Origin of the sequence: Candidatus Poriferisodalis sp. (assembly GCF_965208485.1) — a bacterium.
Classification (GTDB): domain Bacteria; phylum Actinomycetota; class Acidimicrobiia; order Acidimicrobiales; family Poriferisodalaceae; genus Poriferisodalis.
Genome location: NZ_OZ242344.1, coordinates 4,276,956 through 4,292,350, shown reverse-complemented (window position 1 = coordinate 4,292,350; position 15,395 = coordinate 4,276,956). Strand labels below are relative to the sequence as shown.

At 67.5% G+C, this 15,395-nt stretch carries 11 protein-coding genes; 4 read left to right on the top strand and 7 right to left on the bottom strand.

Translation table 11 applies throughout. The features are described from left to right. Nucleotides 1–28: 28 nt before the first annotated feature. The 6 genes from ACOGXQ_RS19595 to ACOGXQ_RS19570 form a co-directional block, all read right to left on the bottom strand. Entirely contained in the window at nucleotides 29–1,069 is a 1,041-nt protein-coding gene (locus tag ACOGXQ_RS19595) for an ABC transporter ATP-binding protein (protein ID WP_419945281.1), read from the bottom strand. Beyond that, a complete protein-coding gene (locus ACOGXQ_RS19590; RefSeq protein ID WP_419945280.1) occupies nucleotides 1,066–3,150 on the bottom strand; it encodes a dipeptide/oligopeptide/nickel ABC transporter permease/ATP-binding protein in 2,085 nt (694 codons plus the stop codon). Before ACOGXQ_RS19590 ends, ACOGXQ_RS19595 begins: the two co-directional genes overlap by 4 nt. Next, nucleotides 3,147–4,091 (bottom strand): ABC transporter permease, encoded by a 945-nt coding sequence (locus tag ACOGXQ_RS19585; RefSeq protein WP_419945279.1) that lies wholly within the window; start codon nucleotides 4,089–4,091, stop codon nucleotides 3,147–3,149. Before ACOGXQ_RS19585 ends, ACOGXQ_RS19590 begins: the two co-directional genes overlap by 4 nt. 141 nt (nucleotides 4,092–4,232) lie before the next feature. After that, on the bottom strand, nucleotides 4,233–5,930 hold the full coding sequence (locus tag ACOGXQ_RS19580; RefSeq protein ID WP_419945278.1) for an ABC transporter substrate-binding protein: 1,698 nt from the start codon (nucleotides 5,928–5,930) through the stop codon (nucleotides 4,233–4,235). Nucleotides 5,931–6,058: 128 nt separating this feature from the next. Further along, nucleotides 6,059–7,270, bottom strand: a complete 1,212-nt coding sequence (locus ACOGXQ_RS19575; RefSeq protein ID WP_419945277.1) for a cytochrome P450 — start codon at nucleotides 7,268–7,270, stop codon at nucleotides 6,059–6,061. Nucleotides 7,271–7,322: 52 nt separating this feature from the next. Next, on the bottom strand, nucleotides 7,323–8,168 hold the full coding sequence (locus ACOGXQ_RS19570; RefSeq protein ID WP_419945276.1) for a TauD/TfdA dioxygenase family protein: 846 nt from the start codon (nucleotides 8,166–8,168) through the stop codon (nucleotides 7,323–7,325). 64 nt (nucleotides 8,169–8,232) lie between these two features. Between ACOGXQ_RS19570 and ACOGXQ_RS19565 the strand changes: the two genes are divergently transcribed. The 4 genes from ACOGXQ_RS19565 to ACOGXQ_RS19550 all read left to right on the top strand — a co-directional run bounded on the left by ACOGXQ_RS19565 (nucleotide 8,233) and on the right by ACOGXQ_RS19550 (nucleotide 13,010). Further along, nucleotides 8,233–9,528: a helix-turn-helix domain-containing protein gene (locus ACOGXQ_RS19565; RefSeq protein ID WP_419945275.1), complete on the top strand. Its 1,296-nt coding sequence runs from the start codon at nucleotides 8,233–8,235 to the stop codon at nucleotides 9,526–9,528. Nucleotides 9,529–9,592: 64 nt separating this feature from the next. Next, nucleotides 9,593–9,823, top strand: a complete 231-nt coding sequence (locus tag ACOGXQ_RS19560; RefSeq protein WP_419945274.1) for a hypothetical protein — start codon at nucleotides 9,593–9,595, stop codon at nucleotides 9,821–9,823. 26 nt (nucleotides 9,824–9,849) lie between these two features. Next, nucleotides 9,850–11,088 (top strand): cytochrome P450, encoded by a 1,239-nt coding sequence (locus tag ACOGXQ_RS19555; protein WP_419945273.1) that lies wholly within the window; start codon nucleotides 9,850–9,852, stop codon nucleotides 11,086–11,088. Nucleotides 11,089–11,105: 17 nt separating this feature from the next. After that, nucleotides 11,106–13,010 (top strand): alkyl/aryl-sulfatase, encoded by a 1,905-nt coding sequence (locus ACOGXQ_RS19550; protein WP_419945272.1) that lies wholly within the window; start codon nucleotides 11,106–11,108, stop codon nucleotides 13,008–13,010. 116 nt (nucleotides 13,011–13,126) lie between these two features. Here the strand turns inward: ACOGXQ_RS19550 and ACOGXQ_RS19545 are convergent, their stop codons facing one another. Then, entirely contained in the window at nucleotides 13,127–15,211 is a 2,085-nt protein-coding gene (locus ACOGXQ_RS19545) for a 4Fe-4S dicluster domain-containing protein (protein WP_419945271.1), read from the bottom strand. Nucleotides 15,212–15,395 lie beyond the last annotated feature (184 nt).

The following is a 15,395-nucleotide window of genomic DNA, read 5'->3' as shown; positions in this document are numbered from 1 at the left end:
CAGCCGCAGACCCCGGCGCTTCAGCAACCTAGGCATCGGTTGCCAACTCGCTCACGGGACGGCCGCCGAGCCTGGGCCCACTCGTGTGCAGGTGGCACCACACGGTCCCGCCCGTGGCGGTCGGCGCCGGTTCGGGGAACGCCTCCCAGCACACGTCCATGGCGTGCGGGCAGCGTTCGGCGAATGGGCAGCTGTCGGCCGGCGCCCTGCCGCTGGCGCCGGCCACGCCCTGGGCCAGCTCACGCCGGCGCTGCGACTTGACGTGCTGCACGGCAGGGTCGGGGTCGGGAATCGAAGCCAGCAGCAGCTCGGTGTAGGGGTGTGCCGGGCGCTCGCAGATGTCATCGGATTCGCCCAGCTCGACGATCCGGCTGTGGTACATGACCGCGATGCGGTGGCACGTGTGACGCACGACCGCCAGGTCGTGCGCAATGAACAGGTACGCCGCACCGGTCTCGCGCTGCAGCCGTTCCAGCAGGTTGATGACCTGGCTCTGGGTGGATACGTCGAGAGCCGAGACCGGCTCGTCGAGCACCAGCAGGTCCGGCTCGGTTGCCAAGGCGCGGGCGACGGCGATCCGCTGACGCTGGCCGCCCGAGAATTCGTGGGGGTAACGGTCGAGGTGATGGCGTTGCAGACCGACCTGGGTGAGCAGTTCGCCGGCTCGCTCCCGCGCAGCACGCGAGTCCATGTCGAAGTGAATGCGCAGGGGTTCCGCAATGATCGCACCCACCAGCATCGAGGGGTTCAACGATCCGACCGGGTCCTGGAACACCACCTGCACGGTCTTGCGGTATTCGGTGGGCACACGCCGACCGAATCCGGTGACATCGAAGTCGCCGAGCCGGATCGAGCCGTTCTGCGGCTGCAGGAAGCGAAGCACGGCGCGGCCGAGCGTGGTCTTGCCCGATCCGGACTCCCCCACCAGTCCGAGCGTGTCGCCGGCGTCGATCTCCAGCGACACGTGCTGCACCGCCCGCACATCGGGCAGGCGTTGCCACGGCAGCGCACCGCGCCCGCCCGGGAACACGATCGTCAGATCGTCGATGTCGAGAAGCGGCTCGCTCACGTCGGCTCGCCCCCCTCGCCGGCCGTCAGGCCGGGCATCGCTACGGCGGCCGGCTGCTCCCACCCGGCGATGCCCACGACAGCGGATCGCCGCACGCCCTGCAGCTCGAGTTCGTGGCTGCGTTCGCAGCGGGTGAGCGACGCTCCCAGCGGCCGCAGCTCGACAGGCCCCCGGCGGCATTCGATCGCCTCATAAGGACAGCGGTCGGCGAAGTGGCAGCGGTCCGGCCATTCCCACGGCGGGGGCACGACACCCGGGATCGTCGGCAGGTCCCCCACTCTCGGCTCATTGCGGGGAATCGCCGCGATCAGCCCCTCGGTGTAGGGATGGCGAGGCCTGACGAAGACATCGGTGAGACGGCCGGTCTCCACGATCTCGCCGGCGTACATCACGGCCACCTGGTCGGCCAGGTCGGCCACCACGCCGAGGTCGTGGGTGATCAGCAGCACCGAGACACCCCGGCTGCGTGCGAGATCGCCGATGAGGTCGAGCATCTGACCCTGCACGGTGACGTCCAGCGCCGTGGTGGGCTCGTCTGCGATGAGCAGCTTCGGCTCGCACGACAGGGCCATGGCGACCATCACCCGCTGCGCCATGCCACCCGAGAACTGATGCGGGTAGGCGTCGATGCGCTTGTGCGGATCGGGAATGCCGACCTCGGCGAACAGCTCGATGACTCGCTCGCGGGCCTGCTTGCGGGTCATGTCGAGATGCACCCGCAGCGGCTCCGCCACCTGCCGTCCGACCGTGTACGCAGGATTCAGCGCGGCTGAGGGCTCTTGGAAGATGATCCCGATCTCGCGGCCTCGGATGTGGCGCAGGTCGTCGAAGTCCATGCGGATCAGCTCGCGGCTGTCGAGCATGATCGACTCGGCACTCGCCTGGCCGGGGTCGGGCACCAGGCCCATCAGCGACAGCCCGGTGATGGTCTTGCCCGAACCCGACTCGCCGACCAGCGCCATCACCTCGCCCCGGCCGATGTCGAGGTTCACGTTGCGCACGACGGTCATGTCGCTGTCTTCGCCCGGCTTGGGGAAGACGATGTCCAGCCCGCGCAGGCTGAGCAGGGGGTCGTCGGCGCCCCCCGGCGGCCGGGGCGGGGCGGCAGCGATGCGCTCTTTGGGAATGACGTCGCCGACGCCCACTCGCCCGCCGCGGGCCTCGCGGGCGAAGGCGTCGCGCAGCCCGTCGCCGAAGACGTTGAAGGCCACCACCGTGAGGAAGATGGCGATGCCCGGCGGGATGGCCGGCCAGATCGTGCGATCGATGCTGATCTCCGCGTCGCGCAGCATCCGTCCCCAGCTCGCCTGGGTGGCGTCGGCACCGATCCCCAGGAAGCTGAGGGCCGCCTCGGCCAGGACCGCTTGCGCGAACAGCAAGGTGGTCTGCACGATGAGCGGCGGCGCGACGTTGGGGAGGATGTGGCGCCACATCACTCTCCGGTCGCCTGCGCCGGCAGCGCGCGCACCGTCGACGTAGAACTCCTCACGGGCAGCGAAGACCTCCGCCCGCACCAGCCGGGTGATGATCATCGAGAACACGAGGCCGATCGCCAGCATGGCGTTGGTGAGCCCCGTGCCCAGCCCGGTGATGATCGCCATCGCCATCACGACCGCGGGCACGGCCACGACGATCTCCACGAACCGCATGGCGATGCGGTCGGCCCAGCCGCGGAAATAGCCGATGGCCAGCCCGAGCGGCACGCCGATGACCAGCGCCACCAGCACCGCTTCGACGCCGGCGATCAGCGCGTAGCGGGCCCCGAAGAAGATGCGGGTCAGGATGTCCCGTCCGACGTGGTCGGTGCCGAGCGGGTAGCCGGCCTCGCCAGGGCTGAACAAGATGTCCTGGAATCGGGTCGCGAGGATCGCGTCGTGAGACGTGAGCAGCGGGGCAAAGATCGCCGCGATCACCACGATGACGAGGTAGGCGGCCCCCGTCATTGCCACCTTGTTGCGCAGCAGGCGCGACCAGAACCGGCTGCGGGTGGCCCGTGCCGCCGACTCCTGAGACATGGGCGACTGTCCGGTGACGTCACCCCCCTCGGCAGTGCCGCCCAGTCCCGCCAGGGTGTCGCTCATTCCGGCCTCACCTTCGGGTTCAACCAGGCGTAGCTGAGATCCAGCACGATGTTGACGATCACCACCACCGCCGCGGTCACCATCACGAACCCGAGCAGGGCCGGCATGTTCTGGCGCAGTATGGCGTCGACACCGAACCTGCCGAGACCCGGCACGTTGAAGACGAACTCCACGAAGATCGAGCCGCCGATCAGCGCCGATGTCTGGAAGCCCGCCAGCGTCACGACCGGGATCGCCGCATTGCGAATGGCATGACGTGACACCACCCGCCGCACAGGGAGTCCCTTGGCCAGCGCTGTGCGCACGTAGTCACGCTGAAGCACGCCGATCATCGACGAGCGGGCCTGGCGGGCAATCGCCGCAGATGCGGAGATGCCCAGCGCCACGCACGGCAGGATCAACGCTTCGACCCATGCGAAGAACGTCTCCGGCCGGGTCGTGGGCCAGATGGCCGGCAGCCACTGCAGCTTCACCCCGACGTAGTACGCGAGCACCAGGCCGATCCAGAAATTCGGCACGGCAAGCCCCAGCGACGAAGCGACCGTGATGGTGCGATCAGGCCATCTCCCGGCCTTGAGCGCAGCCAGCACGCCGAACGCGCTGCCGATGGCCAGCGCCACGATCAGCGATCCGAACACCATCGACAACGTCACCGGGATGCGGTCGCGCAGCTCGGTGGTGATCTTCTCGCCGTTGAACCAATTGGTGCCGAGATCACCGACCACAGCGCTGTTCAGCCAGTCCCAGTACTGCACCACCAGCGGGCGGTCGATGCCGAGTTCGGCCCGTTTTTGGGCCAGCGATTCCAAGTCGGCGTCGTCGCCCATGATCGTGGCTGCCGGATCGACCGGATTGAGCTGGGCCAGGAAGAAGACCAGCGTGGCCACCATGAGCATCAGCGGGACTGCCGCGAGGATCCGGCTGACCAACAGTCGAAACACCTGGCACCCCCCTGCGCTGCCGCGGCGTGCGTCGCGGCCGAGCCGGTTGGGCTCGGCCGCCACGTCAGTTCGCCATCTTGAGACCAGTCGTCAAGGCTGCGGAAACTAGCCGACGACTCGAGGTCGTCGGGCGTGCCGCCTCTAGTTGTTGAGGCGGACGCCGTACGGCATGGGCGCCTGCATGTTCAGACCCAGCGTGGCCCCAGACACATACGGGGCATACAGGGCGTTCTGGCCGCCGTGGGCCAGCGGCAGCACCACCCCACGGTCGATCAGGCCTTCCATGACCTCCGCATACAGCCCGTAACCCTCCTCGACAGACGGGGCATTGAGCGCCTCCACCAGCGTGGCCTCGAGATCGTCGAGGTCGCCGAGGCGGAATGCGTTGAATCGGCCGGTCTCGCCCATGAACTTTCCGAGGTCACGCGCCGGGTGCACGAGCAGATCGCGGAACCACGAGATGCCCCACTGAGCGTTCGCTGTTCCCGGACCCAGCTCGCCGTTGTTGATCTGGAGCAGCTCGATGGTGATGCCCGAAGCACCGAGCATCTGCACCACGAACTCCACGATCGGGTTGATGGCCGGCATGATCGGCATCCGGATGGTGACGCCGTCGGGGTAGCCGGCTTCGGCCAGCAGACGCCGGGCCTCCTCGGGGTCGTAGCTGTACTTGGTGTCCAGCTCGGGCACGTTGAACTGGCTGAACGCCGGTGGGTAGATGCCGCCGAGGCTGTCTGCCTTGCCGAAATGCATCGCATCGGCGTAGGCATCGCGGTCCAGCGACAGCAGGATCGCGCGCCGCACCCGTTCGTCGCCCAACGGGGAATCGAACTCGCCGGCGCGGTCGGTGACGATGAGATAGGCGAAGAAGTTGGGCACCGAGATCAACACGTTCCCGGCTTCGGTGCCTGCGTCGATCTGCGCGTCACGCGTGGTGGACATGATGTCGGCCTGGCCGGTCAGCAGAGCATTCAGACGTGCGTTGTTGTCGGGAACGGCGGTCACCGTCACGGTCTCGACGCCCTGGTCGGCCGGATTCCAATAGTTCGGATTGAGGTTGTACACCTCGGTCACGCCGGCCTGGCTGTCGGCATCGGACCAGATCCATGGCCCTGATCCCTGCGGATCACGGGTGAGGTCGCGGCCGTCGAGAGCGTTCGGGCTGATCATCATGCCCATCACCATCGACATCTCCAGCGGGAACTGCGGTGCCGGCACCGAGAACTCGACGTCGAAGGTGGTGTCGTCGATCACCCGGGCGTCGACGAATGCCGCCCACGTCGCTGCGTTCGGATTGCCCTGGAAGCTGGCGTGGTAGTGCATGTTGTCCACTGCCACCTGGGCGTTGAACTCAGCACCATCGTGGAACACCACGTCGTCGCGCACGGTGAAGCGCCAGACATTCGGCGACGGCTGCGTCCACGACGTGGCCAGCGACGGCTCCAGGCTCAGATCGTTGCGCTGGCGGGTCAGCGTGTCATAGGTCGGGTAGTGGTAGGCGCTCTGGGCCGGCTGGCTCGCCGCGGGGTTGAAGCTCGTCACCGGCGAGAACTCGACCATGCGCAGCGTGCCTTCGGGCGACGGAATCGGCACCGCTGTCGTGGTCGCCGCACCTTGGGTCGTGGTGGTCTGCTCCACCGCGGCAATCGTCACCTGGGTCTGCGCCTGAGTCGTCGCCGGCGCAGGCACCGCCGCTGCTGTGGTGGCCGGCGCCGCGGTCGTCGCTGAGGCAGTTCCGGATCCGGAATCCGAATCTCCGCCTCCGCAAGCGCTCGCTGCCAGCGCGAACGCCGCCAGCACCATCATGAGGCGCATCACGCGCCGTGTAGGCCCTCTCACGAGATTGCCCTCCCAGGAATCAGGCGCCGCCCCCTGAAGTCCACGGCGCTAGCCAATTGGCTGCACGTTAGTGAAGTCGCGTCCTGTCGCGCTCCGCACAGTGCTACGGCTCTGTGACGGTCCTGGAGTCAGTCGACGACGATGGGGATCGACCGTGGTCCGCGGATCTGCCCGGTCGACCAGGTGACCTCGGCACTTGGGGCAATCGAGTACTCGGGTATGTAGCGAAGCCAGGTCTCGAGTGAAATCTCCATCTCGAGTCGCGCCAGGTTCGAGCCGAGGCAGCGGTGGATGCCGGCACCGAATGCGATGTGCCGATTCTCGGCGCGGTCGATGATCACCTCGTCCGCTCGGTCGAACTGCTCGGGATCACGGCACGCGATGGGGAAGGTCATCATCACGTGATCCCCTGCCTGCATCCGGACGCCGTTGACCTCGGTGTCGGCGGCGACTCGCCGCGCCACGTTCACCGGTGCGTACGCCCGGAGGAGCTCCTCCATGGCAGTAGGCAGCAGCTCGGGTTCGGCGACGAGGCGGCGGCGGTCTTCATCGTTGACTGCGAGATGCCACAACGCGGCGCCGATGGAGCTCCACGTGGTGTCGATGCCGGCGATGAGCTGCAGCACCAGCATTCGCTCGATGAGGTGATCAGGCAGCGGCTCACCGCCCATCGTGGTCGTCACGAGGTGGCTGATGAGGTCGTCGCTGGGTTCGACGCGCCGCGCGACGATCACCTTCGCCATGTATTCGCGCACCTCGCAGATCGCCTGCTGGAGCACCGCGCCGTCGTTCGGGCCGACCGACAGGATGTCGAAGATCCAGGTCCGGAATTGATCGCCGTCGGCCGGGTCGATGCCCAGGATCGCTGCGATCGCGCCCACCGGGATGTGCTGGCTGTAGTCGACTGCGGCGTCGCCGTGACCTCGCTCGGCAATCGCCGCGGCGCGCGCCTCGCAGTCGGCAGCGATGTGGGCACGCCAGCTCTCGATGCGCTTCGGCGCGAAGAAGGGCAGCAGAGTGCGGCGAATCTCGAGGTGATCGGGGGGATCGGAGTTGATCGGCGGGAAGTACCCCCGGTGGACCGTGCCGCCGCGACGGATGCCATGGTGAACGTTGGAGAACGTCCCGGGGTCGTTGGCGATCTCGACGACATCGTCGTAGCTCAGCGGGAGCCATACACCTTCGTTGAACCGCTCCGAACGGCCCATCGGGCAGCGACCGCGCAGCTCCTCCCAGATGGGAAACGGGTCGTTCACCCAAGCGGGGTCATTGAAGTCCCAGTCGGTAGCGAAGTCTCCGACCGGCGCTATGGCTGAGGTCGCGTCGTCCGTGTAGGTCATCGCTGCGCTCCGATGCTCGGATGTGCGTGTTCAGACTGGGTTCAGACTGGCCTCAGGCCGGCCGGTCGCCGAGCAGGGTGACCCGCTCCATGCGCCGGTGCAGGCCGCCGTGATCGGGCACCGCGTAGTGCTGGGTGCAGCGGTTGTCCCACTGGGCGATCGAACCGGGATGCCAGCGGAAGCGGCACTGGAACTCCGGCTCGGACGCTTGGGCGTACAAGCGCCGGCGCAGCGCACGGCTCTCGTCAGGCGTCATGCCGTCGATGGTGAGCGTGAAGGTCCGGTTCACGAACAGACTCTTGGCGCCGGTGACGGGGTGGGTCCGAACGACGGGGTGTTTCTGGTCGGGATACTTCTGGCGGGCCTCTTCGCGTTCGCTCTCGCTCATGCTGCGTCCGAACGCTTTCACGAACGAGTGGATCGCGTAGCGCCCCTCGATCTGGCTCTTGATGTCATCGGGCAGCTGTTCGTACGCCAGCTCCATGTTGGCCCAGCACGTGTCCCCGCCGTATGGGGGAACGATCCGCCCCATCAGGATCGAGCCGAGGGGCGGGCACTCGCGAAAGGTCACATCCGAATGCCACGTCTCGGCGGCCTGAAAGCTGTCGGCGGTGGACTCCAGCACAAGGATCTCGCTGTGTTCGGGCACGCTGCGCGCGAACGGATGGATTTCGAGCTCGCCGAAAGCCTTGCCGTAGGCCACGTGCTGGCCTTGGGTCAGCTCCTGGTCGCGGAAGAACAGCACTTTGTGGGCCATCCAGGCGTCATGCAGCTCGGCGATCAGCTCGTCGTCGAGCTCGCGCAGGTCGACGCCGGAGATTTCCGCGCCGATCGTGCCGGTCAGCGGCTCGACCCGGATCCGGTCGTAGTCGTTTGTCTGCACAACGTCGATGCGCATGTCGGTTCCCCTCGCCAGCAGCTCGCGGCACGCCGCCACGGCGCTTCGGACCTAGATTAGCCGTGTGGCTGCACGCGACGCCGACCACGGCGCAGAAGCTGCGCCGGTAGGCGAAACTGTGGCCCGAGCGGCCCGTGAGCGAAGCGAGCAAGAGCGGGAGACAATTGGTGCGACAGCAGAAGGGCGAAAGGACCGGTGCGGCTTCTTGGATACGGGGTTCCATCCAGCGGACGCGCTGATCGAGGCCGCGACTGAACTGCTCTCGGTCGAGCCGCCCTCCGCTGTCTCGGGCCGGCGCATCGCAGAAGCAGCCGGCGTCAACTACGCGCAGATACATCGGCACTTCGGCTCCAAGCGCGAGCTGTGCCGCCAGGTGCTCGACCGTCTCAGCGATGCGTTCGTCGCTGATGCCTTCCCGCCCGGCGCGCTGGTGCCCACCCCTGGCATCGTGATACGGCACGACTCGTTCGTGCGAGTGCTGACCCAGATCCAGCTCGATCAGGCCACGCTCACGCTGCGGCCAGAGCATCCGATCATCCACCGCTACAGCACGGGGATGAAGACACTGCGCCCCGAGTTGACTTCCGATGCACTCGACACGCTGGTGGCTTTGTCGTGCGCCATGCAGCTCGGCATAAGCATTCACCGGGTGCCGTTGGTGCGCTCCGCCGGGCTCGACGACGACGCGCATCTCGTCGACCGGGAACTGGTCTTGGCGATCGAGTATCTGCATGCAGGGCGCGGGCCGTTCGCCGGCGGCTGCTTCGCGTCCAGGCGGCTGCACGTTCGCGGACCCCAGCCGCCGACACGATCTCGTGTGACCGGCCGAGCCCAGGCAGAACGGCTTCTCGTGGCGGCAGCCGTCGACCTGCTTGCCAGCAGGACGCCGTCCTCCATCTCGGGACGCCAGCTCGCCGCCCGTGCCGGGGTGAACTACGGACTGATCCATCACTACTTCGGATCAGCGAGCGAAGTGCTGGCCCAAGCGTCCCGGCTGATTCGCGACCGGTACTACGCAAACGAGTCTGGTCCCGGCTTGATCCCGGATTTCTTCTCGATGCGGGCGCATCCGGGCTACGTCCGAGCGCTCACGCACATCGCCCTCGACGCCAAGCTGGCTGCGACGGGCGACCATTTCCCCGTTGTCGTCGCCTTGCTCGGTCGTCATCGCAGGCGGCACGGCGAACCGACTGCTTCCGAACGCTGCCGTTACTTGCTCGTCGCCGCCGCGCAGTTCGCGTGGTCGCTCTTCGAGCCCCTGTTCGCCACCGCGCTCGGGCGGAACCCACGCGAACTCGAGCCGCAGGCAGCCACCTTGCTTGCCCGCATGCTCAGCTTCGATGAGTACCCGGCACCGTGACTCCCGACGCGTTCCGCGCCCACGTACGCAAGTTCTTCACCGAGACGACTGGGTCGTTGGCCAGGTGAACGGGGGCTGGTCGACTGCGGTGGCGTTGCTCGCGCATGAACGCAAGCAGACCGGTCACGAACACGACGACTGCTTCAGCTTCCATATCCTCAATGCGCGCGGCATGAGCCTCGGCGGCGGCACCGACGAGATTCAGCGCAACACGATCGGCGAGCGAGCACTCGGCCTGCCCCGCGAACCCGGACCCGACCGCAACACACCGTTCAGAGATCTGCCGAAGAACTGAGCACTCGACAAGAAAGAAGGCAGCCCATGACCGATACAGCACCCGTCGACGACTGGGACACCGACTACGACATCTTCGATCCGGGCTACGTGCGAGATCCGGCGCCGGTGTGGGATGAGCTGCGGGAGCGCTGCCCGATCGCTCATACCGAGCGCTGGGGCGGCTCGTTCCTGCCCACCCGCTACGACGACGTGCAGGCCATGGCCAAGATGGTGCCCGATCTGTCCAGCAGCGATGTGCTGGTCACCTCCCCGCCGCCGGAGATGATCGAGGAGCTGCTCGCTGACCCGATCTTCCAGCAATACGGCACCAATGCGGCACCGATCTCGGAGGACCCGCCCATCCACGGCTGGACACGGCGCTTGCTGCTGCCGCACTTCGCGCCCCGTGCGGCGGAGTCACACCGTCAGTACGCCGAAGACCTCGCTCATCGCCTGATCGACGGGTTCATCGACCAAGGCCAGGTCGACGGCGCCGAGCAGTACGCACAGCAGATCCCGCCCCGGGTCATCGCCCACCTGCTGGGGATCGACGAGAGCCGCGTGGACGACTTCACCTACTGGGTGCGCTGCGTCCTGGAATTGGGACTCACCAAGCCCGAACTGCGCCGGAAGTACCGACTCGTGATCCGGGAGTTCTTCTTCGAGGTGGTGAAGGAGAAGCAGGCCAACCCCGACGACGGGTTCGTCTCGGCGCTGCTGGAGGGAACCGACGACGAGGGCAACCCCATCGATCCGATCATGGTGGTCGGCATGCTCAACCTGCAGCTCATTGCGGGCATCGACACGACGTGGAGCTCGATCGGCTCGGCCCTGTGGCACTTCGGCACCCACCCTGCTGACCGCGAGCGGATAGCGGCCGAGCCCGAGCTGTGGCCCTCTGCCATCGAGGAGCTGCTGCGCTTCTACTCGCCGGTGACGATGGGGCGCGTCGCGGCGGAAGACGTCGAGGTCCGCGGCGTCACGATCCCCAAGGGCAGCAAGGTGCTGATGAACTTCCCGGGCGCCAACCGCGACCCGGAGGCCTTCGAGCGTCCCGACGAGGTCATCCTGGACCGACCGCACAACCGCCACGTCGCATTCGGCGCCGGCATCCACCGCTGCGCAGGCTCGAATCTGGCCCGACTGGAGATGGACGTCGCACTGCGCACCTGGTTCGAGCGCATTCCGGACTTCGAGGTGAGCGATCCCGGCGCGGTCACCTGGGCCGGCGGGCAGGTCCGCGGTCCCCGGCAACTGCCGATTCGCTTCCCGTCGTCACGCTGAGCGGGCACCGCGGCGACATGGCACCGGGCGGGAACGACCGCGAACACGGCGACGACGGCTCGCTCGGGCCGCTGGCTCCGACTGAGTTCACGGTGGCGGCGAACTCCGCGGCGGCCATCTCCTTCGACGACCCCGGCGACTTCGGACGGGCCGGCCGCGGCCTCGTCGCACAGCTTGACGACGGCCGGGTCACCTTGGGCGACCACGTGGTGTTCGATGTCGCACGCCACGCCTTCGTCTCCGAGTCGGAAGCAGCGCCCCCGTCCGTGCACCCGAGCCTGTGGCGGCAAGCGCGGCTCAACGTGCATCACGGGCTGTTCGAGGTGGCCGACGGCGTCTGGCAGGTGCGGGGCTACGACATCGCCAACATCACGTTCCTGGCCGGCACCGACGGCTGGCTGATCGTCGATCCGCTGACCAACGCGCCCGCGGCGGCAGCAGCGCTGGACCTCGCCAACCGAACGCTCGGCACCCGCCCGGTGAACTCGATCATTTACACCCATTCCCACGCCGACCATTTCGGCGGCGTGCTCGGCGTGACCGATGCGGAGGCTGTGGCGAACGGCGATGTGCAGATCGTGGCCCCTGACGGGTTCCTCGAAGAAGTCGTGAGCGAGTTCGTCATTGCCGGGCCGATCATGGGCCGGCGGGCCGCCTACCAGTTCGGACCGCTCTTGCCGCCGGGTCCGCTCGGCCACGTCGATTGCGGGCTGGGTTCCACGATGGGCTTGGCGCGCTCCGATCTGATCGCTCCCACCGACACCGTCTACAAGACCGGCGAGGAGCGTGTGCTGAGCGGCATCCGGATCGTGTTCCAGAACACGCCAGACGCCGAAGCGCCCGCGGAGATGAACTTCTTCTTCCCCGACAAGCGCCTGCTGTGCATGGCCGAGAACTGCACCCACACCCTGCACAACCTGTACCCGATCCGGGGTGCACAGACCCGCGATGCCCTCGCGTGGAGCAAGTACATCGACGAAGCCATGGACATGTGGGCAGACGACACCGACGTGATGTTCGCAAGCCACCATTGGCCCCGGTTCGGGAACGCCGACGTCCGGGCGTTCCTGACGATGCAGCGCGACGTCTACCGCTGGATGCACGACCAGACGATGCGCCTGGCCAATCAGGGCCTGCGGCCGACCGAGATCGCTGCCCGGCTGCAACTGCCCGCCGAGTTCGATCAGTCCCACGTGCAGGGCTACTACGGCACGGTGTCGCACAACTGCCGCTCGGTCTACAACCGCTATCTCGGCTGGTACGACGGCAACCCGGCCAACCTCGACCCGTTGCCGCCTGTCGAGGCCGGCACGAACTACGTCGAATTCATGGGCGGCGCCGACGCCGTGCTGTCGAAGGCACGCGAGTGCTTCGAGCGGGGCGAGTACCGCTGGGTGGCCCAGGTCGTCGACCACCTGGTGTTCGCCGACCCGGCAAACCGAGAGGCCCGCAGCCTGCAAGCCGAAGCGCTGGAACAACTGGGCTACCAGTCAGAGTCAGCCACTTGGCGCAATGCCTACCTGATGGGCGCGAAGGAACTGCGGGAGGGCTCCCCTGACTGGGGCCGCATCCCCACCCGGGACATGTCACAAGCCATGAGCGCGGAGCACCTTTTCGACGTGATCGGTGTCCGCTTCGACCCCGACGCATTCACGGCAGGGCCGGTGACGTTCAATTTCCGCTTCATCGACCTCGATGAGGACCATGTGCTCGGCGTCGGCCGCTCGGCCGTGCACCATCGCCACGACGCCGTCGATCCCGGCGCCGCGGCCTCAGTGCGTACCGACCGGGCCACATTCGTCGCTGCGCTCAATGACGCCAGCGCGCTCGACGGCGTCGAGATCGTCGGTGATCGAGCGCTCCTGCAGTCGCTGTTCGCCGACCTGACCGTGTTCACCACGGCACCGCTGATCGAGCCCTGAGCTGCCCGACCGTGTTCCGGGGTGCGGGTTCTCGCCGCTTGGGGCGGTCCGGAGAATTCTTGGGAGATTTCCGGCCGGGCTAGCGTTGAACAAGGAGGATCTGCCTGTCAGCGCCTTCATCGCTGCGTGATGCGTTCGCGGGCTGCAGCGGGCCGTTCGGCTTGGTGGGAGGCTGCGATGCCGGCCTCGCGATCCAGCGGGAAGGGCGCCATGCCGTCCGGGCCGGGCGGCGCCATCTCGGGCGGGAACATCGCGAACCCCGACTCATCCCGCGGCTTGCGCCCGAGACTGAGTCCGCGCGTGTTGGCGCCCTTGGGCGGCTCGACCGGCACGTCGTCGAGCACCTCGATGTCGACCCACCACTTCTTGGCCTGGTTGATCTCGCCCCGGCCGAGCCTGTCGTCGAGCCGTGCGATCCACGAACGGGCGAACGGCAGTTTCATCGCCGCCCACTGGAACGGCCGCTCGGCCAGCACGCCCTCGATGTTGTAGGGACACGTCTTCATGCACCGCCCGCAGGCCGAGCCGCGCATGTTGGTGATGCGGTAGCGAGCACAGCGATCCACGTCGGGCTTCCACATCTCATAGCCGTTGAACATCACCTTGTCGCCGAACCGGATCGCGCCCACCGGGCACTCCCGGGCGCACTTGGTGCACTTGGTGCAGAAGTCCTGCAATCCGAAATCGATCGGCCGATCCGGCGTCAGCGGCATGTCGGTCGTGACCGCGCCGGACTTGAAGCGCGGCCCCACGAACGGGTTCAGCACCAGCTCGCCGATGCGCGACAGCTCACCGATGCCCGCAGACAGCAGCAGCGGGATGTGGTTGATCTCGTCGTCGGCGGCGGTGTGGGCCTGCGCGGCGTAGCCGAGCCGACGTATCTGCGCAGCGATCGCGTTGGCGATGACCGACGCCCGCAGGTAGGCCCGCATCGACTGGGCGCCGCTGATCCAGTCGTCGCCCGATGCGCCCTCCATGGTCTCGAAGCCCTGGTCGAGCACGAACACAATGGCGTTGCGGTGCAGATTCTCGATCGGCGAACCGTCGGGGCGGTGCGAATACCAGGCGTAGGTGGGCGCTTCGCACACGCCGGTCATGTCGGCGCCGATGAAATGGCCCAGCGCTTTGACCGCATCGGCGTTCGCGTCGGCATCGTCGACCCCGGCAGCCACCTCGGGCGCAGCGTCCCCGCGCTGCAGCGGCACCAAGCGCCGCAGCATCTCCTGCGAGGCGATGCCGTGCGGCGCCTTGCGGATGAACCGGGCCACCTCCTTGCGCGGCCTGGGCCCGAGGTCGCCGGCGCCGGCGCGGACGAAGAAGTTGTGGCGGGCGGCGGGCCGCTTGACCTCTTCGGCGATGACGAGCGTGGTCGGCTCGTCGACACGCTTCACTTTCTCCATCGGGTAGCGGCCCAGGTGCCATGGGCGATGGCGACCGTCCAGGCGGCTCCACCCCGGCCGGGTGCCGCCCCAGCCCAGCCAGTGCTTTGTGGCGATGCGCAGGCTCTGCAGCGCATTGCGCGGGGCGAGCGGTCCGTCAGGCGTCAGCTCAAGACTCGTCGTCACCACCGAGACGGCAAACCCCCGCTTCAGGAAAGGGTGGCCGAGTCCGCGGCGCCCGGCTTCGAGCACGCCGGCTTCGACAGCAACCCGGTAACGGTCGAGGTCGGAAGCTGCGGCGGTGTGTGCGGTCGCGCTGTATCCGAGCGTGCCGAGATACCGCGTGAGCACAGTGGCGATCTCGGTGGCACGCAGGTCGGCGTTGTCCTGCTCGGACCCGCTGATCCACTCATATCCCGGCTCGCCGGGCCGGATCGGTCGCCCGATCCCCACGACGATGGCGATGGCACTGCGGTGTCCCTCGATCGGTTCGCCACGCCAGCACGCCGATGACGGCTCGCAGATGCCGGCAAGGTCGGCGTCAAGAAAGAAGCAGTACCCGCGCATGTTGTCCACCGCCGCCTGAGCGCTGGGCATCGGCGCCGGCGCTGCCAGGACGTCCGCTGTCCGGCAAGCTGTGAAGACGTCGACGATGTCGCCGAAGACATGGGCCACACCCCACTCGCCCGGCGTCGCCAGTGCGAGCGGCCCCTCGGGCAGTCCCCTCGCAGCGTCGAGTGTCCCGAGTGCGCGCCGGGGCAGCAGTTCGGTCGGCAATGGACCCGCCGCAGCGGCTCGCTTGCGGTGTGAGAACAGGCGCATGCGGCAAACCTCCTTCTGTCATGATTTCACGCAGTCAGGCAGCAGTCAGGCGCTCCTGCGTCGCGCAATGCTCAGCCGACGGCTGCCGGCGGCGTGGACTCGCTCATGCGGTTCCACACCACTTGGTCGGGCAAGCTCATGACCATACAGCAGGTGTACCTCGGCCAGTCGGGGAGGGAGCCTG

Bases quoted from the DNA above. Each gene is read 5' to 3' on its own strand.
- ACOGXQ_RS19590 (WP_419945280.1), bottom strand. From the start codon at position 3,150: ATGAGCGACACCCTGGCGGGACTGGGCGGCACTGCCGAGGGGGGTGAC.
- ACOGXQ_RS19575 (WP_419945277.1), bottom strand. From the start codon at position 7,270: ATGACCTACACGGACGACGCGACCTCAGCCATAGCGCCGGTCGGAGAC.
- ACOGXQ_RS19570 (WP_419945276.1), bottom strand. From the start codon at position 8,168: ATGCGCATCGACGTTGTGCAGACAAACGACTACGACCGGATCCGGGTC.
- ACOGXQ_RS19555 (WP_419945273.1), top strand. From the start codon at position 9,850: ATGACCGATACAGCACCCGTCGACGACTGGGACACCGACTACGACATC.
- ACOGXQ_RS19550 (WP_419945272.1), top strand. From the start codon at position 11,106: ATGGCACCGGGCGGGAACGACCGCGAACACGGCGACGACGGCTCGCTC.
- ACOGXQ_RS19545 (WP_419945271.1), bottom strand. From the start codon at position 15,211: ATGCGCCTGTTCTCACACCGCAAGCGAGCCGCTGCGGCGGGTCCATTG.